The organism is Nocardioides islandensis (assembly GCF_015352455.1).
Lineage (GTDB): Bacteria > Actinomycetota > Actinomycetes > Propionibacteriales > Nocardioidaceae > Nocardioides > Nocardioides islandensis.
In genome coordinates, this window is record NZ_JADKPN010000001.1 from 556,881 (window position 1) to 580,807 (window position 23,927).

A 23,927-nucleotide genomic window follows, 5' to 3' on the forward strand; every position below is an offset into this window, starting at 1 on the left:
GCCGCTGTGGACAGCTGGGGATCACCGTGTTGCCCAGGTCACTGGCTCCACCGGACGTGTGACTCGTGCACCCGCCCGTCCACACCCCGTGGGGACAGAGAAAGGGCTCCTGACCTGCGCGGACAAGGTTCGTCCACAGTTTCCACCGCTGCTACTACGACCGACAACCTCTATGCAACGGGGCCCTCGGTGAACGTGGCTCCGGGCCTCGACCTGGGGACAACCACGAGGTCAAGCTCCGGGTCGGGCTCCCGGTCGGGCCCCGGCCCGGGTGCTCACCAGCAGGTGCCACTCCCCCTGTGTCGACACCGCATGGCAGGATTCGGGAACCCGTCCTGTGTCTGTTGCCTTCCCACCTGACTTCAAAGGACCCAGAGAGGTTGTACGTGTGAAGTTCCGCGTGGATCGTGACGCGTTCGCGGACGCCGTCGCGTGGGCTGCTCGCAGCCTCCCCGTCCGCCCCAGTGCTCCGGTGCTGTCCGGCTTGCTCATCGACGCCGGCGACGAGGGCCTGGTGCTCTCGACGTTCGACTACGAGACATCGGCCCGCGCGACCTTGTCCGCGGAGGTCTCCGACGAGGGCCGCGCCCTGGTCAGCGGCCGGCTGCTCGCCGACATCTGCCGCAGCCTGCCGGCCAAGCCGGTCGACGTGACCCTCGACGGGTCGCGGGTCTCGATCACCTGTGGCTCGGCGCGCTTCAGCCTCCAGACCATGCCGGTCGAGGACTACCCGACGCTCCCCGAGATGCCGGCCGCCTCCGGCACCGTGGCCAGCGACCAGTTCGCCCACGCCGTCGCCCAGGCGGTCACCGCGGCTGGCCGCGACGACATGCTCCCGGTGCTGACCGGCGTGCGCATCGAGATCTCCGGCTCGACCATCGCGCTGCTGGCCACCGACCGGTTCCGGCTGTCCCACCGCGAGCTCGAGTGGAACCCCAACTCCCCCGACGCCTCGCTGGCCGCCCTGGTGCCGGCCAAGGTCCTCGGCGACACCGCCAAGTCCCTGACCGCTGGCCCCGAGGTGACCATCGCGCTCTCCTCCGGAGGCGCGGGCGAGGGCATCATCGGCTTCGAGGGTTCCGCGGCCGGAGGCACACGGCGGACGACGACCCGGCTGCTCGACGGCGAGTTCCCCAAGGTCCGCAGCCTGTTCCCCAACGAGCACCTGACCACCGCCCTGGTCGACAAGCTCGCGCTCGTCGAGTCGGTCAAGCGCGTCGCGCTGGTGGCCGAGCGCAACACCGCGGTGCAGCTGGCGTTCTCCGACGGCGTGCTGACCCTCGACGCGGGGTCCGGCGACGAGGCCCAGGCCTCGGAGTCGATCGAGGCCACGGTCGAGGGCGAGGACCTCACCACCGGCTTCAACCCGCAGTTCCTGCTCGACGGCCTGACGGCGATCGACGAGGCCGTCGTCGAGCTGGCGTTCACCCAGGCTTCCAAGCCGGTCGTGATCAGTGGTTCGATCGGCGAGGACAGCAAGGACCCGGGGTTCCGCTACCTGCTCATGCCCCGTCGCCTGCTCTCGTGACCTGACCTTCTGCAGAGAGGCTCCGCCGTGGAACTGGGACTCGTTGGCCTGGGCAAGATGGGCGGCAACATGCGGACCCGGCTCCGCAACGCCGGCCACACGGTCGTCGGGTACGACCAGAACCAGGACATCTCCGACTCCACGAGCCTGGCCGACATGGTGGAGAAGCTCCCGTCACCCAAGGTGGTCTGGGTGATGGTCCCCGCCGGCGACATCACCCGCTCGGTGATCAAGGAGCTGGGTGACCTGCTGGGCGAGGGCGACCTCGTCGTCGACGGCGGCAACTCCCGCTGGACCGACGACCAGGCGAACGCCGCGATGCTCGACGAGAAGGGCATCGGCTTCGTCGACTGCGGCGTCTCCGGCGGCGTGTGGGGCCTGGAGAACGGCTACGCCCTCATGTACGGCGGCTCGGCGGAGAACATCGCCAAGGTCCAGCCGGCCTTCGACGCACTCAAGCCCGAGGGCGAGTTCGGGTCGGTGCACGCGGGGGAGGTGGGTGCCGGCCACTTCTCGAAGATGGTCCACAACGGCATCGAGTACGCCGTCATGCAGAGCTACGCCGAGGGCTGGGAGCTGCTGCAGAAGGTCGACCTCGTCGACAACGTCACCGAGGTCTTCCGGTCCTGGCGTGAGGGCACCGTCATCCGGTCCTGGCTGCTCGACCTGCTCGTCAACGCGCTCGACGAGGACCCCGGGCTGTCGAAGATCCGCGGCTACGCGGAGGACTCCGGCGAGGGACGCTGGACCGTCGAGGCCGGCATCGACAACGCCGTCGCGACCCCGGCGATCACCGCCGCCCTCTACGCCCGCTTCATCTCCCGCCAGGACGACAGCCCGGCGATGAAGGCGATCGCGGCGATGCGCAACCAGTTCGGCGGCCACGCCGTGCAGAGCGGTCCGCCGCCCGGCGGCGACGCGTCGCCGGTCTGACGGGAGTCGCTTGTACGTCTCGCACCTGTCCCTGCACGACTTCCGCTCGTACGCCGACGTCGACGTCGTCCTCGAGCCCGGCGCGACCGCGTTCGTCGGCCGCAACGGCCAGGGCAAGACCAACCTGGTGGAGGCGATCGACTACCTGTCCCGGCTGAGCTCGCACCGCGTCGCCACCGATGCGCCGCTGGTGCGCGCCGACACCGACCAGGCCGTGGTCCGGGCAGCGGTGGTCAAGGACGGGCGTACGGCGGTGCTCGAGGTGGAGATCAACCCCGGCCGGGCCAACCGCGCACGCGTCAACAAGTCGCCGCTGCCCAAGACCCGTGACCTGGTCGGCCTGGTCCGCACGGTCGTGTTCTCGCCCGAGGACCTGGCGCTGGTCAAGGGCGACCCGGCCGAACGGCGCCGGTTCCTCGACGACCTCCTGGTCCTGCGGACCCCGCGGCTGGCCGGCGTGCGTGCGGACTACGAGCGGGTGCTGCGCCAGCGCAACTCACTCCTCAAGACCGCCGGCCATGCGCGGCGTGGCGGCGGAGGTCAGGAGTCCGCCCTCTCGACGCTCGAGGTCTGGAACTCCCACCTCGCCCGGGTCGGCGCCGAGATCCTGGCCGAGCGGCTGGCCCTGGTCGAGGACCTGCGCCCGTACCTCGGGAACGCCTACGCCACGGTCGCGCGTGGCGCGTCCCAGGACGACGCCGCGATGGACTACAAGCCGTCCTTCGAGATCGGGGACGAGCGCGAGCGCGCGGCGCTGACCGAGGGACTGCTGGTGGCTCTGGCCGAGCGACGGCAGGACGAGCTGGACCGGGGCATCTCCCTCGTCGGCCCGCACCGCGACGACCTGGTGCTCAGCCTGGGTCCGGGTGGCGAGGGAGCTCGGCTGCCGGTGCGCGGGTACGCCAGCCACGGCGAGTCCTGGTCGTACGCGCTGGCGCTGCGGCTGGCGGCCTACGACCTGCTCCGCGCCGACGGCGACGACCCGATCCTCATCCTGGACGACGTGTTCGCCGAGCTGGACGCCGAGCGGCGCGGCCAGCTGGCCGAGCTGGTGGCCGGCGCCGAGCAGGTGCTGGTCACCGCCGCGGTCGACGACGACGTGCCCGAGAAGCTCGCCGGCGTCCGGTTCCGCGTCGCGGGCGGCGAGGTGACCCGTGTCGACTGAGGAGGAGCCGCACCGCCCTGACGGGCTGGAGCTGGCCAAGGACATCGCCCGCTCGACGGCACGGTCCTCGCCGGCCAAGCGCGTGCGCCACGGGAAGTCGGGATGGGCCGGCCAGCGTCGTACCGGACCCGCCAAGGCCTCCGGCGCCTTCCCCGACGAGCGCGACCCGCAGACCCTCGACGTGACGGTCAACCGGCTGGTCGACGACCACGGCTGGGACGTCGACCTGCGGGTGGCCGGGGTGTTCGCGCGCTGGGCCGAGCTGGTCGGCGACGAGGTCGCCCGGCACGTGACGCCCGAGTCGTTCGCGGACGGTGTGCTGGGGGTGCGCACCGACTCCACGGCGTGGGCGGCCCAGCTCAAGTACCTCGCCCCCGAGCTCGTCAAGCGGCTCAACGCCGAGCTCGGCGACGGCACGGTGACCCTGGTCGAGATCGCCGGCCCGCACCTGCCGAGCTGGAAGAAGGGACCGCGTTCCGTCCGCGACGGGCGCGGCCCCCGCGACACCTACGGCTGACGGGCGGCTGACGGCGGCTGGCGTGTGGCCTGACCGGTTGCCAGCCGATCTGAGGGGTCTGCGCCCGTATGGGGACTCCACCGCACCCCTGCGCGAGCCTTGCGGAGCCCTTCACGGGGCGCTCAGGGCCGATTTCGGGCCCGGTACCCCCGGTTGCCGGGGACGGCGGCGTGGAATGCGGCCCCTGACGGGCTATCATGGCCCTTGGGTCGCGAACCTCGAGTCGCGGCCCGTGTCATGTGCGCAGGGCGAGCTGAAGAGGTACGTGTGAGCGAGCAACCGACCGAGCCTCAGGACGTCCCGATGGTCGTCTCCGAGGAGATCCCGCGGGACAGCAACGGCGACTACGACGCCTCCGCCATCCAGGTCCTCGAGGGTCTCGAGGCGGTCCGCAAGCGCCCGGGCATGTACATCGGGTCGACGGCGGAGCGCGGCCTGCACCACCTGATCTGGGAGATCGTCAACAACTCCGTCGACGAGGCGCTCGCGGGCTACTGCGACCGCATCGTGCTGACCCTGCGTGACGACGGCAGCGTCCAGGTCATCGACAACGGCCGCGGCATCCCGACCGACACCGCGCCGGGCCAGGAGCTGCCGGCCGTCACCATCGCGCTCACCCAGCTGCACGCCGGCGGCAAGTTCGGCGGCGGCGGCTACAAGGTCTCCGGGGGTCTGCACGGCGTGGGCGTGTCCGTGGTGAACGCCCTGTCGACCCGCACGATCGTGGAGGTCCGCAACCGCGGCCACCTGTGGCGCCAGACCTTCTCGCTCGGCGACCCGGACGGGCCGCTGGAGCAGGTCCGGACGCTCGAGCCGGGCGAGAGCACCGGCACGACCGTGACCTGGTGGGCCTCCGCCGACATCTTCGACACCCTCGACTACTCGCTGGAGACCATCACCACCCGGATCCGCGAGCAGGCGTTCCTCAACAAGGGCCTGGAGTTCGTCGTCCGAGACGAGCGGCCGAAGGCCGGCGAGATCGCCGACGCGGTCCAGGACGACACCATCGCCAACGACGTCGACGCCGCCGACGCCGCCTCCATGCACCGCGCCGAGGGCGGCGGCAGCGAGCAGGTCTTCAAGTACGACCGGGGCCTGGTCGACTACGTCGAGCACCTCAACCGCTCCAAGCAGGCCGCCAACCCGACGATCATCTCCTTCGAGGCCGAGACCCCTGAGAACTCCGGCATGCACATGAGCCTCGAGGTCGCGATGCAGTGGAACGTCTCCTACAGCGAGTCGGTGCACACGTTCGCCAACACCATCAACACCCACGAGGGCGGCTCCCACGAGGAGGGCTTCCGGGCGGCCCTGACCTCGCTGGTCAACAAGTGGGGCGAGGAGTGGGGCCTGATCAAGAAGCCGGAGGACCGCGTCGCCGGCGACGACATCCGCGAGGGCCTGACCGCGATCGTCTCGATCAAGCTCGCCGAGCCGCAGTTCGAGGGCCAGACCAAGACCAAGCTCGGCAACGCCGAGGCCAAGGGCTTCGTCCAGCGCACCGTCAACGACGAGCTCGGGGCCTGGTTCGAGCAGAACCCCGCCGAGGGTCGCGACATCGTGCGCAAGTCGCAGGCCGCGGCGTCCGCGCGCCTCGCCGCGCGCAAGGCCCGTGAGCTGGCCCGGTCGCGCAAGGGGCTGCTCGGCGGCGGCAACCTGCCCGGCAAGCTCTCCGACTGCCAGTCCACCAACCCCGAGGAGTGCGAGGTCTTCATCGTCGAGGGCGACTCGGCCGGAGGCTCGGCCAAGTCGGGCCGCGACCCGCGCATCCAGGCGATCCTGCCGATCCGCGGCAAGATCCTGAACGTCGAGAAGGCCCGCATCGACAAGGTGCTGGCCAACAACGAGGTCCAGGCGATCATCAACGCCCTCGGCACCGGCGTGCACGACGACTTCGACATCGCCAAGCTGCGCTACCACAAGGTGGTGCTGATGGCCGACGCCGACGTCGACGGCCACCACATCAACACCCTGCTGCTGACGCTGCTGTTCCGGTTCATGCCCCAGCTGATCGACGCCGGCCGCGTCTACATGGCCCAGCCCCCGCTGTACCGGCTCCGCTGGAACAAGCCGCACGAGCACGAGTTCGTCTACTCCGACTCCGAGCGCGACGCCCTGCTGCGCGCCGGACAGGAGGAGGGCAAGAAGCTGCCCAAGGAGAACCCCGTCCAGCGCTACAAGGGCCTCGGCGAGATGAACGCCGACGAGCTCTGGGAGACCACGATGGACCCCGACCAGCGGCTGCTGCTCAAGGTGACCCTGGAGAACGCCGCGCTGGCCGACGAGACCTTCTCGACCCTGATGGGCGAGGACGTCGAGCTGCGGCGCTCGTTCATCCAGCGCAACGCGAAGGACGTGCGATTCCTCGATATCTAAGTGTCTAGTGCATTCCCTAGACATCTGTAGATCGAGCGAGATCGGGAGAGAGAAGGACCTGTGACCGAGACCCCCATCCCGCCGCCCACCGATGCGAGCGGCGGCCGCGTCAACGAGGTCGAGCTGCGCACCTCGATGGAGCGCTCGTACATCGACTACGCGATGGCCGTCATCGTCGGCCGCGCCCTGCCCGACGTACGCGACGGGCTCAAGCCGGTGCACCGCCGCGTGCTCTACGCCATGTACGACGGCGGGTACCGGCCGGACCGCGGGTTCAGCAAGTGCTCGCGCGTCGTCGGCGACGTGATGGGCCAGTACCACCCCCACGGCGACACCGCGATCTACGACACCCTCGTCCGGCTCGCGCAGCCGTGGGTGATGCGCAACCCGCTGATCCACGGCCAGGGCAACTTCGGCTCGCCGGGCAACGACCCCGCCGCCGCGATGAGGTACACCGAGTGCCGGATGGCGCCGCTGGCCCTGGAGATGGTCCGCGACATCGACAAGGACACCGTCGAGTTCCAGCCCAACTACGACGGGCGCAGCGCCGAGCCGACGATCCTCCCGGCGCGGTTCCCGAACCTGCTCGTCAACGGCTCCGCCGGCATCGCGGTCGGCATGGCGACCAACATCCCGCCGCACAACCTGCGCGAGGTCGCCGAGGGTGCGCAGTGGGCGCTCCAGCACCCCGAGGCCACCCGCGAGGAGCTGCAGGACGCGCTCATCGAGCGCATCAAGGGCCCGGACTTCCCGAACGCCGCGCTGATCGTCGGCCGCCAGGGCATCGAGCAGACCTACCGCACCGGCCGCGGGTCCGTCACCCAGCGCGCCGTGATCGAGATCGACGAGGACAGCAGGGGCCGCACCTGCCTGGTCATCACCGAGCTGCCCTACATGGTCAACCCCGACAACCTGGCGCTGAAGATCGCCGAGCTGGCCGACAACGGCCGCGTCCAGGGCATCGCCGACGTGCGCGACGACACCTCCTCGCGCACCGGCCAGCGCCTGGTCGTCGTGCTCAAGCGCGACGCGGTCGCCCGCGTCGTGCTGAACAACCTGCTCAAGCACACCGAGCTGCAGACGAACTTCTCGGCCAACATGCTCGCGCTGGTCGACGGCGTGCCGCGCACGCTGACGATCGACCAGTTCATCAGCAACTGGGTGGCCCACCAGATCGACGTCATCCGGCGCCGGACGGCGTACCTCCTCCGCGAGGCCGAGGCGCGCGCCCACATCTTCCGCGGCCTGGTGAAGGCCCTCGACATGCTCGACGAGGTCATCGCCCTGATCCGCAACAGCCCGGCGGTCGACGACGCGCGGCAGGGGCTGATCGAGCTGCTCGACATCGACGAGCTCCAGGCCAACGCCATCTTGGACATGCAGCTGCGCCGTCTGGCCGCCCTCGAGCGGCAGAAGATCATCGACGAGCTGGCCAAGATCGAGCTCGAGATCGCCGACTACCAGGACATCCTGGCCCGGCCCGAGCGCCAGCGCTCGATCGTCAGCGAGGAGCTCGCCGAGATCGTCGAGAAGTACGGCGACGACCGGCGCACCCAGATCATCGCGGCCGACGGTGACCTCTCGATGGAGGACCTGATCCCCGACGAGGAGCTGGTCGTCTCCATCACGCGCGGCGGCTACGCCAAGCGCACCCGCGCCGACCAGTACCGCTCCCAGAAGCGTGGCGGCAAGGGCGTGCGCGGCGCGACCCTGCGCGGCGACGACGTGGTCGACCACTTCATCGCGACCACCAACCACCACTGGCTGCTGTTCTTCACCACCGCGGGTCGCGTCTACCGCACCAAGGCCTACAACCTGCCCGAGGCGTCTCGCGACGCCAAGGGCGGCCACGTGGCCGGACTGCTGTCCTTCCAGCCCGACGAGAACATCGCGCAGGTGCTGGCGATCCGCGACTACGAGCAGGCGCCGTACCTCGTGCTGGCCACCCGCAACGGCCTGGTGAAGAAGACCCGGCTGGGTGACTACAACAGCCCGCGCCAGGCCGGCGTCATCGCGATCAACTTCCGCGAGGACGACGACGAGCTGATCGGGGCCGAGCTGGTCGAGCCCGACGACGACATCCTGCTGGTCTCCCGCAAGGGCCAGGCGATCCGGTTCCGCGCCGACGACGCCCAGCTGCGGCCGATGGGCCGCGCGACGTCGGGCGTGGCGGGCATGAAGTTCCGCGCCGGCGACTCGGTGCTGTCGATGTCGGTCATCCGCGCCCACCAGGTGGAGGCGGAGGAGCGGGCCGCGGTCAAGCCGCAGTACGTCTTCACGATCACCGACGGCGGGTTCGCCAAGCGGTCGCGGATCTCCGACTACCGCCTCCAGTCGCGCGGCGGCCTCGGCATCAAGACGATGTCGCTGGCCAACGAGGAGCGCGGCAACCTGGTCGGCGCCTTCATCGTCGTCGACGGCGACGAGGTGCTCTCGATCACGCAGGGCGGCCAGGTCGTGCGCAGCCCGATCAACGACGACTTCCGGGCGACCGGACGCTCCACGATGGGCGTGAAGTTCGTGACGCCCAAGGAGGGTGACGCGGTCGCCGTCGTGGCGCGGTCGGTCGAGGCGCCCGAGAGCGAGGACGCCGCCGACGAGGCGGGCGATGAGGCGGGCGACGAGGCGGGCGACGAGGCGGGCGGTCCCACTACCACAGACGAGGCGGTCGAGGAGGTGGGACAGGCCGAGGCTCCGACGGATGAATCGATTGCGGAATCGCCCGATGCGGACTCCAGTGCAACAATCGATGAGACCCCCGAGGGTCACGTGGCCGATTCCCCGCCTGAGAGTGAGGCCTGATGACGGAGCGACCGACCGAGCAGACGCAGGGTCGAGTGACCCAAGCCGAGCCTCGTCCGGTGCTGCCGCCGATGCCGCACGACGAGACGGCTGCCGGCAACGGTGGTCCGTCGCTCTCCGAGCGACTCCAGCAGAAGCTGAGCGCGGTCCGGCAGAACGGTACGTCGACGGCTGACCCCGCCACCAACGGGGCCGCACCCGACCAGACCGCGGTGCGCCCCGCCGTACGTGAGCCGGAGGTCCGCGAGGAGCGGCCGGCGGCCGCGGCTCCGGCACCCGTGCCGCAGGCTTCGGCGCCGACGCAGCGCACCGAGCGGACCCAGCGCACCCGCGCGACCCGGCCCTCGCGGCAGAAGCGGCCCCCGCGCCGCGCCCGTCTGCGCCTGACCCGGGTCGACCCGTGGTCGGTGATGAAGACGGCGTTCCTGCTGTCGATCGCCCTCGGCGTGGTGACCATCGTGTCGGTCCTGATGGTGTGGTCGGTGCTCGGCGCGGCCGGTGTCTGGGACTCCATCAACACCACGGTCCGCGACATCGTCGGCGACCAGGCCGGTTCGCCGTTCACGATCCAGGACTACCTCGGCACCGACCGCGTCATCGGCTTCACGATGCTGGTCGCCGTGATCGACGTGGTGCTGCTGACGGCGATCGCGACGCTCGGCGCGTTCCTCTACAACATGTCCGCCGCCCTGCTCGGCGGCATCGACATCACCCTGGTCGAGGACGAGCGCTGACCAATTGGGTGGCCCCTCGGGCCGTCCGGTAGTCTCCACCTCGGTCAACGGGGCCTCGCCCCGACCCCGGGCCTATAGCTCAGACGGTTAGAGCGCTTCCCTGATAAGGAAGAGGTCACAGGTTCAAGTCCTGTTAGGCCCACTGCTTCGACGACGGGAGACCCCACGCCATGAAGAAGATCCTGTTCATCCTGCTGGCCGCCGCCGGCGTCGCGTACGCGAAGAAGAAGATGGACGAGGGCAAGCACGAGCAGGCTCTCTGGGCCGAGGCGACCGACAACGTCGCCTCACCCTCGACTCCCGCGGAGTAGCAGCCCGCCGCGGCCCTTCGCGGCACATCGGTTCTGCCCGGGGCCTTGGCGCAATTGGTAGCGCACCTGCTTTGCAAGCAGGGGGTTAGGGGTTCGAGTCCCCTAGGCTCCACCGTCTCTTGCGATTCGTCAGCGATCGTCCCGCCGTGATCACCCGCAGGACCGCTGACGAATCGGTGGTCGCGACCGTGGCGCCCGGACCCCGAGCAGCGACATACTTGGCGGCTGCGATGACGACGAGGTCGTACGACGTCCTGGGGCGCAGCGTGGCCGTGGCGGTCACGGTGCTGCTGGTGGCCGGGTGCTCCGGCGACGGGTCGTCCGGCCCGGTGACGTCCGACAGCGCGACGACGCCGTCCCCGACCGCGGACGACGCGTCGACCGACCTCATCCTCGACGTGCCGATCGGTGAGCGAAGCATCCACGTGACCTGCTTCGGGCCGGAGCAGGAGGGCGTGCCGACGGTCCTCTTCGAGTCCGGCGGGGGCGCGCCGAGCGACGCCTGGGACCGCGTCGTCGACCTGATGGCGCCGACGCGGCGGGTGTGCTCCTACGACCGGGCGGGCCTGGGTGGCAGTCCGGCAGCACCGGAGAAGCGGCGGACCACCGAGGACCTGGTCGACGACCTCGAGGCGACGCTGGCCGGAGCCGGGGTCGAAGGTCCGCTGGTGCTCGTCAGCTGGTCGATCGGGGTGCTGCCGCTGGTGACCTACACCGACCGTCACCGTCCCGATGTCGAAGGCGTCGTCCTGGTGGACCCCCGCCCTCCCCGGGCCAGCGCCCGCTTCCTCGCGGCCCTGCCACCGCCGCGGAAGGGGGAGCCGGAGCCGGTGCGGATCTGGCGCGACGAGGACTTGGGGAGCTTCGAGCACGACCCGAGCCTCAACCCCGAGCACCTCGACATCACCGCGTGCTACGACGAGGCGAACGCGCTGCTGGACCCGCCGGGACCCTTCTTCGGAGACCTTCCGCTGGTGCTGCTCAGCGCGTCGGGCACGCCCCAGGCGGCGTTCGGCGACCTGCCGCCGCGCCTGCGCAAGGAGTTCGAACGGATCCACAGCGAGGAGCAGCACGCGTTGGCCGACGAGTCGACGAACGGCCGCTACGAGGTGGTGAGCCAGAGCGGGCACGAGATCCCGGCCGACCAGCCGCAGGCGATCGTCGACGCGGTCGAGGACGTGCTGGCGGCCGTGTCCGGCTGACCAACCCCGGCTGATCAACCCTGGCGCAGCGACGCCGGGCTGAACGGCGCGAGCCACCGGCGCCAGGCGGGTACGTCGGGGCCGAGGCCCGCACGTACCTCGAGCACCGAGCCCCAGTAGGAGTCCGCCTCGTCGATGGAGGGCGTGGCGGGGCCGAAGACCGCGTCGTCCGCCGTGCGGGCCAGCGGCAGGGCGAACGTCCCGAGTGCGACCGCCTGGGCCGGGCGCGAGCGATGGGCGGGCACCGGGAGGCCGAGGTCCCGGGCGCGGTCGATGAGCTCCTGCCAGGCCCCGACGTACCTCACCGACACGCGGCTGGCGCGGCGGCGCCGGGCCCGGCGCAGCAGCTTGTACCCGGGCACCGCGCCGACCGCGACGGGGACCAGCAGCCAGAGCAGCCAGCGCCAGGAGCCGGACGACTGCTCGGCCCGGTCCTGCTGGTCGGAGTGGTCCTGGTCCGGCTGTGGTGACGGGGACGGCGAGGGGGAGGGCCGGGACGTCGCGGTCGGCGAGGTGTCCGGCTCGGCCGCGACCGGGTCGTTCTCGGGGTCGTTGCGGCGCGGCGACCTGAAGGACATGTACGCCGAGCGAGGCAGCTCGTGCCAGGTGCCGTCGGCGATCCGCAGCTCGACCCACGCGACGACGTCGTTGCCCTTGACGATCCCGTCAGCCGGCACCCGAGCGCCGACCACGACCCGGGCGGGTACGCGCAGGCGGGTGGCCACCAGCGCCATCGCCGCGGCGTACTGCTCGTCGTCGCCGACCATGTGCGGGCCGTTCATGAAGTCGTCGAGCCGGGCCTCGTCCTGCCCGCGCGCGAACTGCACCTCCCAGCCGAAGGCGCCGTCGCTGTACCTCCCGCGCGCGCGCATCATCGAGGCGGCCTTCAGCACGGCCTCCATCCGCGACGAGGTGCCCCGGCGCGCGACCTCGGCCCAGTTGTCCAGGAACTCGGCGGCGTCGTACGTCGGCCGGTCCACGAGCCTCGAGGCCTCGGCGTGGTCGGGGAGCGTCGGGTCGGGGAACTCGGCGAAGAACTCGTACTCGTCGTTGCCCCCGAGCGTCCGCGTCGCGATCGCCGTCGACGTGACCGGGTTGAAGCGCAGCGACGAGACGGGCACGCCGCCCGGGAAGTCGGTGTTCAGCCCGACCAGCCGGCCGGCGAGCGGCAGCCACTGGCTGTTCCACGCGCCGGTGAGGTCGATGCGGATCGGCGTCGTGCCGGTCTCGTCCGGTGTGGTCAGGTAGTCGGCGCCGAACAGCTGGAACCGGTCGTCGTGGCTGCCCGGCTCGACGTCGTTCGCGGCGACCCAGCGCCGGCCGTCGTACCGGTCGAGCACGGTGAACCGCAGGACCGTGCCGTCCGGTGCGGACGTCGCGCGCAGCAGCTGCGTGCGCCAGGCGTTGTCGGGGAGGTCCCCGGACTGCTTGCGGAAGCGCCGGAAGCTGTCCAGCGGCGTGCCGACGAGGTCGACGGCGTACGCCGCGGTCTGCTCGCGCAGCACCAGCCGCTGCTCGCCGTCGCCGAGCAGCGAGCCGCCCAGCGGGACCGCGAGCAGGGTGCTGACCACGAGCACCGGCGCGGCCAGCACCCACCGGGCCGAGGCCGGGGAGTCGGTCGGCGAGCCGGTGCGGCCGGCGCGGAGGACGACCCAGGCCAGGCAGGCCAGGCCGAACACCCCGCCGAACAGGATGCGCGACCAGGTCCCGGACGACGTCAGGTGGCTGCCGGTGACGAGCACCCACGCGAGCAGGCCGAGGATGGGCGCGAGCGGCCACCCGGGCCGCGAGCCCGCGCGCGTGAACGCCGTCGCCTGCGCCGCGACCAGCAGCCCGGCCATGGCCGGCGCGAGCAGCACGGTGCCGGTCGCCTCCACGGGCGGGTGCGTGCCGACCAGCAGCCGCCACGACTCCCAGGCCCCGGTCAGCACGCGCGTGAAGGTGGTGCCGCGCAGGGACCCGCCGGTGAAGTCGACGCCGAGCACCACGATCCCCAGCAGCAGGTAGGCCACCGGGACGGAGACGAAGGCCCACACCAGCGACCCCAGTCGCGCGTGCAGCAGCACCACGACGGTGCCGACGGCGGCGCCCGCGGCACCGACGACCAGCCACGCCAGCCCGTCGAACGTCGTCCACCAGCCCGCGATGGCCGCGGTCGTGAGCACGAACGCGATGACGGGGTCGCGCCACGCCCGTTCGAGACTCACCGCGCCACCTCGCTCATCGCCACAGGCAGCTGGCCGAGCTCGCCCAGCGTGACGATCGGCCGGCCGGCGTACTCCGCGAGCCCGGCCTTCTCGCCGGCGCCGGTCCGCCAGACCGCGGCCCAGAGGTCGGCCGGTGTCTGGGCGACCACGCGCTGGAGGTCCACCAGTGGCGTGGCCGTGCCGGAGACCAGGAACAGCAGGCTGGCGTCGTACGCCGCGGCGAGCCCGCGGGTGACCAGGTCCGCCAGAGCGTGGGTGTTGCCCGGGGCGTCGAGGGTGGCGCGGCAGAAGGCGTCCAGGACGTACGACGGGTCCCCACCGCCGACGATCGTGTCGCCGCAGACGAGCGCGAGGTCGTAGCCGTCGTGGCCGGCGCGCATCGTCACCGATGCGGCGACCGACAGGGCGAGCTCGAAGTCCTCGGGGTCGGCGTACGCCTCCGGCCGGGTGTCGACGAGCAGCAGGGCGGAGGTGCGGCGGGTGTCGTGGTACTGCCGCACGAGCAGCTGGCCGGCCCGCGCGGAGGACCGCCAGTGGACGTGGCGCAGGTCGTCGCCGCGGACGTACTCGCGCAGCGCGTGGAAGGCCAGGTCGCTCATCGACAGCCGGTCGCTGGGCACGCCCTCGAGGTCGCGGATCTCGCCCAGCGGCAGGCCCGCCAGGTCCACCGTCGCGGGGCGGACCAGCAGCTCGACCGGCGCCGCCCAGCGGACCCGGCGGGCGAACAGGCCCACCGGGTCGGTCCGGCGGTAGACCACGGGCCCGACGGTGATGACGCCGCGTCGCGGCGCGGGGACGACCAGCTGGGCGTCGTGCGTGCCGTACGCCCGGAGCGTGGGCAGCCGCAACCAGCGACTCTCGGTGCCGGCGGGCACCTCGACCACGGGGCTCAGCACCGACACCGGCCAGCGGTTCGCGAGTCGGAGCCGCCCGCGCACCGGCGAGCCGACGCTGGTGCGGTCGGGGCGCAGGACCAGGACGGCGCGCACGTCCGACGGGGCCAGCACGACGGCGAGCCCGATGGCCACCAGCAGCAGGCACAGCGCCGCGACGACCGCGAGCTCCACCAGGCCGGTGAGCCGGGCCAGCGTCAGCGCCAGCAGCCCGGTGGAGATGACGGCTCGACCGAGCGGCGTGACGCCCCGGCGGAGGCCGGACCAGAGGCGGCGCACGCGGAGCCGCCCGTCAGCCGGTCCGGTCGACCGGAGGCGGCACCTGGTCGAGCAGCGTCGCCACCACGTCGGCCACCTGGACGCCGCCGAACTGCGCCTGGGCGTCCAGCAGCAGCCGGTGCCCGAGCACGGGCTCGGCGAGCGTCACGATGTCGTGCGGCACGACGTGCCCGCGGCCGTCGGCGGCCGCCCACGTCTTCGCGGCCCGCACGAACGCCAGGCAGCCGCGCGCCGAGAGGCCCATCTTCACCTGGGGGAACTCGCGCGAGGCCTCGGCGAGCTCGCGCACGAAGCGGACGACCGACCGGTCGACGTACACCTCGTCGGCCATCGCGATCATCCTCGCGACGTCGTCGCGGGAGACGACGGGGGAGACCAGGGTCGCGCGGTCGCGCAGTCCCGAGTTGAGCAGGAGCTCCTCGGTGGACTCGGCGTCCGGGTACCCGACCGACGTCTTGAACAGGAAGCGGTCCAGCTGCGCCTCGGGCAGCCGGTAGGTGCCGGCCTGCTCGATGGGGTTCTGGGTGGCGATGACCATGAACGGCCGCGGCACGTCGTGCGTCACGCCGTCGACGGTGACGTGGCCCTCCTCCATCACCTCGAGCAGCGCGGCCTGGGTCTTGGGAGAGGCGCGGTTGATCTCGTCGGCCAGGACGATGTCGTGGAAGATCGGGCCGGGGTGGAACTCGAACGACCCGCGGTGCTGGTCGTACACCGTCACGCCGGTCACGTCGGTCGGCAGCAGGTCCGGGGTGAACTGGATCCGCGCGTGGGTGCCCTCGACCGTGTTGGCCATCGCCCGCGCCAGCATCGTCTTGCCGGTGCCGGGGAGGTCCTCGAGCAGCAGGTGACCCTCCGACAGCAGGCAGGTCAGGGTGAGCCGGATGACGTGGTCCTTGCCCAGCACCGCCCGCCCGATGGAGTCCGCCATCGTGGCGAACGCCGCTTGGAAGCGCGTCGCCTGATCAGCGGTGATCGTCACCCGACGATGATGTCACCCGCGGTACGCCGATGGGTCACGGCGGCGATCGTGCCGGGACGGCCGACCGGACCCTAGAACCGGTCGAAGTCCGCCGCGGCGTGGGCGCAGAAGACGTCGACGTCACCGGTGTGCGCGGACCGCAGCTCGCGCACCCGCTCGAGGTTGGCGATCCGCTTGCGGTGGTCGGTGGCCATCATCCGCTGGAAGAGCGCCAGGCCCGGGGCACAGGCCGGGGGCTCGTGGGCCTCGCGGGCGTCGAAGTAGCAGTCGCCGGCGTGCAGCAGCCAGCCGCCCTCGCCGGCCGGGCGGCGCACGGCGACCCCGCAGTGCCCGCGTGTGTGCCCGTGCAGCGGGAGCAGCAGCACGTCGTCGTCCAGCGCGGTCACCGACGTCAGGCCGTTCCAGTCGTCGCCGGCCTCCGACAGCGGCCGCCAGCGCGGCCCGTGCGCCCACATCGCCTCGATGTACCTGGCCCGCTCGCGCAGCCGGGGATGCGTGGCGGCGTCCAGCTCCGCGGCGTACACGTGCACCGTCGCCTGCGGGAAGTCGCCCAGCCCGCCGACGTGGTCGAAGTCCATGTGCGTGAGCACGACGTCGGTGACGTCGGCCGGGTCGTGGCCGAGCGCACGGACCTGGGCGACGGCGGTCTCCTCCTCGACCAGCCGGGGCCGCAGCAGCATGCGGGAGCTCGGCGTCAGGCGCTTCGGGTTGCGGACGTCGCCCATGCCGAAGCCGGTGTCGACCAGCACCAGACCGGCGTCCCGCTCGACGAGCAGGCAGTGCGCGACGATGCGGCGCGGCGCGAGCCGCTCCCCGATCGTCGCGACGAGCGACATGGTGCCGCAGTTGAGGTGGTGCACGGCGGTGACGGTCATCGGGGCCTCCCTGGGCAGACTCTAGGGCGGGAGGGTGTCTCCGTATCCTGGCCGCGTGCCGGTGCCCGTCCTCCTCAGGCCCCGGGTCTGGCCGGCGCACCTGCTCGTGGTCGCCGCCGTGGTGGCGGCCGGCTGGCTGGGGCTGTGGCAGTACCACGGCTGGCAGGACCGCCGCGCGGACGCCGCCCGCGACCTGACCCACGTCGACCCGATCCCGCTGGCGGATGCGATCGGGCCGGACGACCCGTTCCCGGGCCGGTACGTCGGGCAGCCGGTCGAGGTGCGGGGCACGTGGGTGCCCGACGGCGTGGTGACGGTGACCGGCCGGGAGCAGGACGGCCGCCGGGGGATCTGGGTGGTGGACCTCCTGGACGTCGGCGGCTCGTTGCTGCCCGTCGTCCGTGGCTGGGCCGAGGCTCCGGTCTCCAGCGTGTCGATCGTGCCCGCGGCGCCGGCGGAGGTGACCGGCTGGCTGCAGCCCTCCGAGAGCGGCGGCGCAGCGGACGACGACCCCACCGACGCGACGTACCCCCAGCTGCGGATCGCGGACCTGGCGCAGCGGTTCGACCAGGACCTGTACGGCGCCTACGTCGTCGAGCGCGACCCCCCCGGACCGCTCGTGCAGGCCGACCTCGACGCCCTGCCCGACGCCAGCCGGTTCACCGCGATCCGCAACCTGCTGTACGCCTTCGAGTGGTGGTTCTTCGGCGGGTTCGCGGTGTTCGTGTGGTGGCGGTGGGCGCGGGAGACCGTCGAGGCGGCCGCCGGACCGGCTTCGGGCGCTCGGTAGGGTCGCTGGTCGTGGGCAGGCTCTTCACGGCGTACCGCGTCCTGGCGATCATCGTCGGCGTGCTGCTCGCCTTCTGCTCGCTGGTGGCGCTGCCCCTGAAGTACCTCGCGACGGACGGCAGCAGCCTCCAGACGTTCGGCGAGAACGCCAGCATCATGTGGGTCGCGCACGGCTGGGTGTTCATCATCTACGTCGTGGTGACGTTCCTCCTGGCCCGCGAGGCCCGGTGGAGCATCCCGTTCACGGTGCTGGCGCTGGTCGCCGGCCTGATCCCCCTCGTGATCTTCTGGGTCGAGCGGTCCGTGGTCCGGCGGATGCGCGAGGAGCACCCCGAGCTCAGCGCCGAACGGGCCTGACCCGATGGACGACCGATGACCACCGCGTTCGTGCTCGGCGGCGGTGGGGTCCTCGGCGCGGTCGAGGTCGGCATGCTGCGAGCACTGTTCGAGCGGGGGATCACGCCCGACCTCGTGCTCGGCACCTCGGTCGGCGCCCTGAACGGCGCGCTGGTCGCGCGGGACCCGTCGCCGGCGGTCATCGACCGGCTCACCGAGATGTGGCTGACCACGACGACGGGCCGGGAGGTGTACGGCGACCGGCCGCTGCGCACGGTCCGGCGTGCGGTGGCCACCGGCACGCACATCTACTCCGCCTCGCCGATCCGGCGCCGGCTGGCCGAGGAGTTCGGCGACCTGACGTTCGAGGACCTGCCGGTGCAGTTCCAGGTGTGCGCCGCGAGCATCGAGCGCGCGGCCGAGCACTGGTTCCACACCGGACCGCTGGTCGACGCGATCGTCGCGAGCGCCGCCGTACCGGGCCTGCTGCCGCCGGCCAAGGTCGGCGACGAGCACTTCCTTGACGGCGGGATCGTCAACTCCATCCCCGTCGACCGGGCCGTGCAGCTGGGCGCCGACCTCATCTACGTGCTCCAGGTGGGCCGGATCGACCGCCCGCTGTCGGTGCCGAAGCGGCCGTGGGAGGTGGCCCGGGTGTCCTTCGAGATCGCCCGCCGGCACCGGTTCGCGCGCGTGATGGCCGAGCTCCCGGACGGCGTGGCCGCGCACGTGCTGCCCGCACGGGGTACGTCGGCGCGCGACGACACCCTGCTCGGCCACCGCGACTTCTCGTCGGTCACCCAGCGGATCGAGGACACCTACCTCGCGAGCCTGGCCTACCTGGACGCCCAGCCGTGAGCAGGCAGCCGTGAGCAGGCAGCCGTGAGCAGGCAGCCGTGAGCACCACTCCTCGGCAGTGGTACGCCCGGCAGACGCGCCGGCTGATCACGGCGCCCGTCGTCATCGCGGTCACCGTGCTCATCGGCGTGACCCTGCCGTTGTGGGTGGTCGCTGCCGCGGCCCTGTCACCCGTGCTGCCGGGCCACTGGCGGCCCCTGCGGCTGCTGTGGGTGCTGATCCTCTACCTGGTCGTCGAGTCGCTGCTGCTGGTCGTGCTGTTCGGTCTGTGGCTGTCGTCGGGCTTCGGCTGGCGGGTGCGCCGGCCGTACTACCAGGGCATCCACTACGACCTGGTCGAGGGCGTGCTCTGGGTCTTCTTCCGTGAGGCGCGGCGGGTGCTGAACCTGACCATCGACACCGAGGGCCCCGACCCGAACGCCTACCCCGGCAAGCCGTTGCTGGTGTGCTGCCGGCACGCGGGGCCTGGCGACTCGTTCACGCTGATCTACGCGCTGATGCAGTGGTACCACCGGGAGCCCCGGGTCGTCCTCAAGGACACCCTGGCGTGGGACCCCGCGATCGACGTGATCCTGCACCGCATCCCGGCGCGGTTCATCTCGCCCAACCCGAAGAAGGGGGAGACGGCGAGCGAGCAGATCGAGCGCGACATCTCCGAGCTCGCGACCGGGCTGGACGAGAACGACGCGTTCGTGATCTTCCCGGAGGGCGGCAACTTCACGCCTCACCGCCGGGAGAAGGGGATCGAGCGGCTGCGCAGGCTCGGCATGTACCGGATGGCCGACCGGGCCGAGCAGATGACCAACGTGCTCGCGCCCCGGCCGGGCGGCTTCCTGGCGGCGCTGGCCGCGGCCCCGGAGGCGGACGTGGTGATGGTCGCCCACACGGGGATGGACCACCTGCTCACGGTCGGCGACGTGTGGCGCGAGCTGCCGATGGACAAGCGCCTGGTGATGCAGTGGTGGCAGGTGCCGCGCGCGGAGATCCCCGAGGGGCGCGACGCCCAGATCGAGTGGCTCTTCGGGTGGTGGGAGCGGATCGACGAGTGGATCGACGAGCACCGCGCCGAGGACCTCCCGGCGCGGCGCCGTCGACGCTCCTCACACCTCGACCACCGATAGGCGGCTACTTCTTCTTCGGCGTCGGCTCGACGTCGACGACCTCGGCCGGCTCGTCCGGCGTGGTCACCTCGTGCGGCTCCTCCACGGCGTCCGACAGCGCCTCGTCGGGCGACGCACCGGCCGAGTCGTCGGCGGCCTCGTCCGCGCGCTCGGTCATCGGGTCGTCCACGCCGATCGGCTCGTCGGGTCCGACGCCCGGGGCGAGGTGGGTGCCGCCGGTGGTCGGGACCGAGCCGCCGGTCGTGGTCGTGGAGCTCGTGGTCGAGCTGGGCGGGGTCGTGGAGGTCGGCGGGGTGTAGGACGACTGCCAGTTGTCCGCCTGCTTGTTGCCGCGCAGCTTGCTGGCCACGAAGCCGGCCACGGCCGCGAGGGTGCCGACGATCAGCACCTTGCGCAGCTTGCCGCGCTTCTTGGGAGCAGGCTCGCCCTTGACCTCGGCCACCTTGGCCTGGGCCAGCTCCTTGCCGCTGGCCGCGAGGCCGGCGGCGGTGGCGGCGCCGGACGCCGCCGCGGACCTGGCCTTGGGGATCGCCACCTCCCTGGTCGCCTCGGCGATCTCGGAGGCGAGGTTCTTGCTCTCGGCCATCAGTGGCCCGGCCTTGTCTTTGGTGTCCTTGGCCAGCTCCCTGGCGCCCTCCGCGGCGTCCTTGCTGATCTCGCGGACCTGCTCGCGCATCGTCGTCACGGCGGACTCGATCGCAGGGAGCGCGGCGTCGACGGCCGCGGACGCCTGGTCGATCGCCTGGTCGACGAACTGGGCGACCGGGGACTTCTTCTTGCGGAACGGCATCTCTCCGCACTTCCTCTCCATGGGTGGATGCCTTCGATCATGCCGCACCGGCCAGGGCCGTGCGACTGCCCGTAGGGGTGACGGGACCGACGGGCCCGCTGGCGAGGCATGGCAGGATCGGGTCAGCACGCGCCGTACGGCGTGCTGCTCCACCCTGTGCGAGAGGTAGACATGGCTGACCTGCAGGCCGTCTTGAAGACCAACCGTGGCGACATCACGCTGAACCTGTTCCCGAACCACGCCCCGGAGACGGTCGACAACTTCGTCGGGCTGGCCGAGGGCACCAAGGAGTACAACTCCGGGAACGGCCGCTCCGGCCCGTTCTACGACGGGCTCGTCTTCCACCGCGTGATCGACGGTTTCATGATCCAGGGCGGCTGCCCGCTGGGCACCGGCACCGGCGGCCCGGGCTACCAGTTCAAGGACGAGCCGCACCCCGAGCTCGTCTTCGACAAGCCCTACCTGCTGGCCATGGCCAACGCCGGACCGGGCACCAACGGCTCGCAGTTCTTCATCACCGTGGGCGCCACCCCGTGGCTGAACTTCAAGCACACGATCTTCGGCGAGGTGGCCGACCAGGCATCCCGCGACGTCGTCGACGCGATCGGCACGACCGCGACCGGCCGCGGCGACCGCCCGGTGGACGAGGTCGTCATCGACTCGGTCGAGATCAAGCGCGACTGACCCATGTCCGATTCCGCGCCGCCCTCGCCGGCCGGTGCGGTGCCCACGTGCTACCGCCACCCCGGCCGTGAGGCCTACATCCGCTGCCAGCGCTGCAACAAGGTGATCTGCCCGGACTGCATGCGCGACTCGGCGGTGGGCTTCCAGTGCCCCGACTGCGTCAAGGAGGGTGCGCGGTCCACGCGCAGCGGGCGCACGGCGTACGGCGGGCTGCGGCCCACCAACGCCGCCATCACCTCCATGGTGATCATCGGCATCAACGTGCTGGTCTGGCTGATGGTGGTGGCCAGCGGCGGGCGCGGCAGCAAGCTGGTCGACGCGCTCGCCCTGACCCCGGTAGGACGTTGCGACTCGATCCGGTCCCCGGGCGGCTACTACCCCAGCGTCACGACCGAGAGCGTGTGCAACGCGCTGAACACCGGCGACGGTTCGTGGCACGCGGGCGTGGCGGACGGGGCCTACTGGCAGCTGCTGAGCAGTGCCTTCCTGCACGAGCAGATCTGGCACATCGGGTTCAACATGCTGGCGCTGTGGGTGCTCGGTCCCCAGCTGGAGCTGGCGATCGGCCGGCTGCGGTTCATCGCGCTGTACCTGCTGTCCGCGTTCGCCGGGTCCGCCCTGGTCCTCTGGGCCGCGCCCACCAACAGCTCGACCCTCGGCGCCTCCGGGGCGGTGTTCGGCCTGATGGGCGCGCTGCTGGTGATCGCGTTCAAGATCGGCGGCAGCTACCAGCAGATCCTGATGTGGATCGGCATCAACGCCGTGCTGACGCTCACCTACGGGTTCTCCTGGCAGGGCCACCTCGGCGGCTTCCTCGGCGGCCTCGCCATCGCCGCCGTGCTCGTCTACGCCCCGAAGCAGCGCCGGGTGCAGGTCCAGGCGATCGGGATCACGGTGGTCGGCGCCGTCATCGCCGCCGCGATCGTGGCCGGCATCGCCACGCTCGCCTGAGTTCTCCCCATTGTGGAGAAGTCCTGGGGATAACTACACGCGTGTAGTTCTCCCCAGCTTCGTCCTCAGGTGTGGATGAGCGGCGTGGGGGTGCCGGAAATGGCGCGATCGCGCCGCTACTGCAGGTTTTGAGGCCGGAAATCTGCAATATCCGCGCGATCGCACGATTACTGGCACCCCGGGCACGCCCGCCCGAGGAACCCGTCAGCTCACTCCCAGCGCGTGGCGTAGGCGAACCCGACGGCCATGAAGGCGATGCCGACCATCAGGTTGTACTGGCCGAGGTCGTTGAAGACCGGGACCTTGTCGAGGTGCTGGCCGGTGAGGACGTAGTAGGTGCAGATCCACACCAGCCCGACCAGGAAGCAGGTGAGCATGGTGACGACCACGCCGCGGTTGCGGCCGAGCGGGGTGCTGGGGTGGGCGGCGACGAAGAGGCCGACCATCAGCAAGCCGAAGCCGATGAGGTAGTTCCAGTTCTCCAGGTCGGCCATGAACGCCGGGTTGCCGGGCTTGGGGGCCGGGAACGCGGTCGGGTCGACGCGGACGACGACGTAGTAGTAGGCCATCCAGGCGATGCCGAGGACGACGAGCACCAGCGCCACCACGGACCGCACCGAGAGGATGGGACCCCGCTGGGGGTCGAGGAAGTCCGACTTGGACCGGGACAGGGCTCGCACTTGGGGACAGCTCCTACGTACTGCGGACACGAACGGCGCCGGCCGCCGGCCGGGCTCGGGCTACCTTAGTCGGCATGAGCCAGGACGCCCACGCGAGCCCCGCTCCCGGGGGTGAGCCGGAGGGCGACCCGCCGGCCGAGCGGCCCGCGAGCGACGCCGCGCGCCGGCGTCCCTGGAGCGCGTGGCGGGTGGTCATGCCCGTGATCGTGCTGGTCAGCGGGTCGCTGTTCGCGGTGAGCGCGTTGACCAGCGGCGGCACCGACCTGCGCCCGGGCCGCTACACCGACGTGGCGCAGCTCGTCCGCACCGAGAGCCGCCAGTACGACGCCCTGCGCGACCGCGTCTCCCGGCTCAACGACGAGGTCGACGCCCTCACCGAGGCGGTCGACAACACCCGGGTGCGCGAGCTCCGGGCCCGGACGAGGACTCTCGAGGCCCCCGCCGGCCTGGTCGAGCAGATCGGTCCCGGCGTCACGGTCGTGCTCAGCGACGCGCCCGAGGAGGTCGCCCAGTCCAGCCAGCAGAACCCCAACCTGCTCGTGGTGCACCAGCAGGACATCCAGGCGGTCGTCAACGCGCTGTGGCGCGGCGGCGCCACCGCGGTGACGGTGCAGGGTCAGCGCGTCGTCACCACGACCGGCATCAAGTGCATCGGCAACTCCGTGCAGCTCCAGGGCGTGCCGTACTCCCAGCCCTACACGATCTCCGGCGTCGGCGACCCCGCGGCACTGGCGGCCTCCATCGAGGCGGACGCCTACCTCCAGCTGTACCGCAGCGACGCCGCGGAGCCCGACATCGCCGTCGGCTGGCAGGAGACGACCGAGGAGCGCATCGAGGCCCCGGCGTACGACGGCCTGCTCGACCTCAGCTACGCCAAGCCCATCGAGACCCAGCAGAAGTCCGACGGCTGATCG

At 71.6% G+C, this 23,927-nt stretch carries 22 protein-coding genes and 2 tRNA genes; 18 read left to right on the top strand and 6 right to left on the bottom strand.

What is annotated here, in order from left to right:
- Nucleotides 1-388 precede the first annotated feature (388 nt).
- The 11 genes from dnaN to ISU07_RS02725 all read left to right on the top strand — a co-directional run bounded on the left by dnaN (nt 389) and on the right by ISU07_RS02725 (nt 11,568).
- Complete coding sequence (gene dnaN, locus ISU07_RS02675) at nt 389-1,528, top strand: DNA polymerase III subunit beta (RefSeq protein ID WP_194705185.1); 1,140 nt, start codon at nt 389-391, stop codon at nt 1,526-1,528.
- A gap of 27 nt (nt 1,529-1,555) precedes the next feature.
- Nucleotides 1,556-2,461: a phosphogluconate dehydrogenase (NAD(+)-dependent, decarboxylating) gene (gene gnd, locus ISU07_RS02680; protein WP_194705186.1), complete on the top strand. Its 906-nt coding sequence runs from the start codon at nt 1,556-1,558 to the stop codon at nt 2,459-2,461.
- A 10-nt stretch (nt 2,462-2,471) separates the two neighbouring features.
- Nucleotides 2,472-3,626: a DNA replication/repair protein RecF gene (gene recF, locus ISU07_RS02685; RefSeq protein ID WP_194705187.1), complete on the top strand. Its 1,155-nt coding sequence runs from the start codon at nt 2,472-2,474 to the stop codon at nt 3,624-3,626.
- The gene (locus ISU07_RS02690) at nt 3,616-4,143 is read left to right on the top strand and encodes a DUF721 domain-containing protein (RefSeq protein ID WP_194705188.1); all 528 of its coding nucleotides are present in this window, start codon (nt 3,616-3,618) and stop codon (nt 4,141-4,143) included. The genes recF and ISU07_RS02690 overlap by 11 nt, the downstream gene beginning before the upstream one ends.
- Nucleotides 4,144-4,446: 303 nt before the next feature.
- On the top strand, nt 4,447-6,519 hold the full coding sequence (locus tag ISU07_RS02695; RefSeq protein ID WP_194705709.1) for a DNA gyrase subunit B: 2,073 nt from the start codon (nt 4,447-4,449) through the stop codon (nt 6,517-6,519).
- Between the two features lie 135 nt (nt 6,520-6,654).
- Nucleotides 6,655-9,321 carry a DNA gyrase subunit A gene (gene gyrA / locus ISU07_RS02700; protein ID WP_194705710.1) on the top strand — a complete coding sequence of 889 codons (2,667 nt, stop codon included), beginning with the start codon at nt 6,655-6,657 and terminating at the stop codon, nt 9,319-9,321.
- Complete coding sequence (locus ISU07_RS02705; protein WP_228521088.1) at nt 9,321-10,055, top strand: DUF3566 domain-containing protein; 735 nt, start codon at nt 9,321-9,323, stop codon at nt 10,053-10,055. Before gyrA ends, ISU07_RS02705 begins: the two co-directional genes overlap by 1 nt.
- A 68-nt stretch (nt 10,056-10,123) precedes the next feature.
- Nucleotides 10,124-10,197: transfer RNA gene (locus ISU07_RS02710), tRNA-Ile, on the top strand.
- Between the two features lie 28 nt (nt 10,198-10,225).
- Nucleotides 10,226-10,366, top strand: a complete 141-nt coding sequence (locus ISU07_RS02715) for a DLW-39 family protein (RefSeq protein WP_194705189.1) — start codon at nt 10,226-10,228, stop codon at nt 10,364-10,366.
- A 39-nt stretch (nt 10,367-10,405) separates the two neighbouring features.
- Nucleotides 10,406-10,478: transfer RNA gene (locus tag ISU07_RS02720), tRNA-Ala, on the top strand.
- A 118-nt stretch (nt 10,479-10,596) separates the two neighbouring features.
- The gene (locus ISU07_RS02725; RefSeq protein WP_194705190.1) at nt 10,597-11,568 is read left to right on the top strand and encodes an alpha/beta fold hydrolase; all 972 of its coding nucleotides are present in this window, start codon (nt 10,597-10,599) and stop codon (nt 11,566-11,568) included.
- Between the two features lie 14 nt (nt 11,569-11,582).
- Here the strand turns inward: ISU07_RS02725 and ISU07_RS02730 are convergent, their stop codons facing one another.
- The 4 genes from ISU07_RS02730 to ISU07_RS02745 all read right to left on the bottom strand — a co-directional run bounded on the left by ISU07_RS02730 (nt 11,583) and on the right by ISU07_RS02745 (nt 16,804).
- Nucleotides 11,583-13,775: a DUF3488 and transglutaminase-like domain-containing protein gene (locus tag ISU07_RS02730; RefSeq protein WP_194705191.1), complete on the bottom strand. Its 2,193-nt coding sequence runs from the start codon at nt 13,773-13,775 to the stop codon at nt 11,583-11,585.
- Complete coding sequence (locus tag ISU07_RS24635; protein ID WP_194705192.1) at nt 13,772-14,947, bottom strand: DUF58 domain-containing protein; 1,176 nt, start codon at nt 14,945-14,947, stop codon at nt 13,772-13,774. The genes ISU07_RS02730 and ISU07_RS24635 overlap by 4 nt, the downstream gene beginning before the upstream one ends.
- Nucleotides 14,948-14,960: 13 nt before the next feature.
- Complete coding sequence (locus ISU07_RS02740; RefSeq protein ID WP_323742387.1) at nt 14,961-15,929, bottom strand: AAA family ATPase; 969 nt, start codon at nt 15,927-15,929, stop codon at nt 14,961-14,963.
- A gap of 71 nt (nt 15,930-16,000) precedes the next feature.
- On the bottom strand, nt 16,001-16,804 hold the full coding sequence (locus ISU07_RS02745) for an MBL fold metallo-hydrolase (protein ID WP_194705193.1): 804 nt from the start codon (nt 16,802-16,804) through the stop codon (nt 16,001-16,003).
- Nucleotides 16,805-16,859: 55 nt separating this feature from the next.
- On the opposite strand from ISU07_RS02745, the gene ISU07_RS02750 reads away from it, so the two are divergent.
- The 4 genes from ISU07_RS02750 to ISU07_RS02765 are packed head-to-tail and all read left to right on the top strand — an operon-like array spanning nt 16,860 to nt 19,908.
- Nucleotides 16,860-17,594, top strand: a complete 735-nt coding sequence (locus ISU07_RS02750; protein ID WP_194705194.1) for an SURF1 family protein — start codon at nt 16,860-16,862, stop codon at nt 17,592-17,594.
- Between the two features lie 11 nt (nt 17,595-17,605).
- Nucleotides 17,606-17,950 carry a DUF3817 domain-containing protein gene (locus ISU07_RS02755; RefSeq protein WP_194705195.1) on the top strand — a complete coding sequence of 115 codons (345 nt, stop codon included), beginning with the start codon at nt 17,606-17,608 and terminating at the stop codon, nt 17,948-17,950.
- Between the two features lie 15 nt (nt 17,951-17,965).
- Nucleotides 17,966-18,787: a patatin-like phospholipase family protein gene (locus ISU07_RS02760; protein ID WP_194705196.1), complete on the top strand. Its 822-nt coding sequence runs from the start codon at nt 17,966-17,968 to the stop codon at nt 18,785-18,787.
- Between the two features lie 38 nt (nt 18,788-18,825).
- Nucleotides 18,826-19,908 carry a 1-acyl-sn-glycerol-3-phosphate acyltransferase gene (locus tag ISU07_RS02765; protein WP_194705197.1) on the top strand — a complete coding sequence of 361 codons (1,083 nt, stop codon included), beginning with the start codon at nt 18,826-18,828 and terminating at the stop codon, nt 19,906-19,908.
- A 4-nt stretch (nt 19,909-19,912) separates the two neighbouring features.
- Here ISU07_RS02765 and ISU07_RS02770 read toward each other — a convergent pair whose 3' ends face one another.
- Complete coding sequence (locus ISU07_RS02770) at nt 19,913-20,719, bottom strand: hypothetical protein (RefSeq protein WP_194705198.1); 807 nt, start codon at nt 20,717-20,719, stop codon at nt 19,913-19,915.
- Between the two features lie 150 nt (nt 20,720-20,869).
- On the opposite strand from ISU07_RS02770, the gene ISU07_RS02775 reads away from it, so the two are divergent.
- Nucleotides 20,870-21,382: a peptidylprolyl isomerase gene (locus tag ISU07_RS02775; RefSeq protein ID WP_194705199.1), complete on the top strand. Its 513-nt coding sequence runs from the start codon at nt 20,870-20,872 to the stop codon at nt 21,380-21,382.
- Nucleotides 21,383-21,385: 3 nt separating this feature from the next.
- Nucleotides 21,386-22,333: a rhomboid family intramembrane serine protease gene (locus ISU07_RS02780; RefSeq protein ID WP_194705200.1), complete on the top strand. Its 948-nt coding sequence runs from the start codon at nt 21,386-21,388 to the stop codon at nt 22,331-22,333.
- A 209-nt stretch (nt 22,334-22,542) separates the two neighbouring features.
- Here ISU07_RS02780 and ISU07_RS02785 read toward each other — a convergent pair whose 3' ends face one another.
- The gene (locus tag ISU07_RS02785) at nt 22,543-23,013 is read right to left on the bottom strand and encodes a cell division protein CrgA (protein WP_323742388.1); all 471 of its coding nucleotides are present in this window, start codon (nt 23,011-23,013) and stop codon (nt 22,543-22,545) included.
- A 74-nt stretch (nt 23,014-23,087) separates the two neighbouring features.
- Here ISU07_RS02785 and ISU07_RS02790 point away from each other — a divergent pair, with 74 nt between their 5' ends.
- Nucleotides 23,088-23,924: a DUF881 domain-containing protein gene (locus tag ISU07_RS02790; RefSeq protein ID WP_194705201.1), complete on the top strand. Its 837-nt coding sequence runs from the start codon at nt 23,088-23,090 to the stop codon at nt 23,922-23,924.
- Nucleotides 23,925-23,927: the final 3 nt, after the last annotated feature.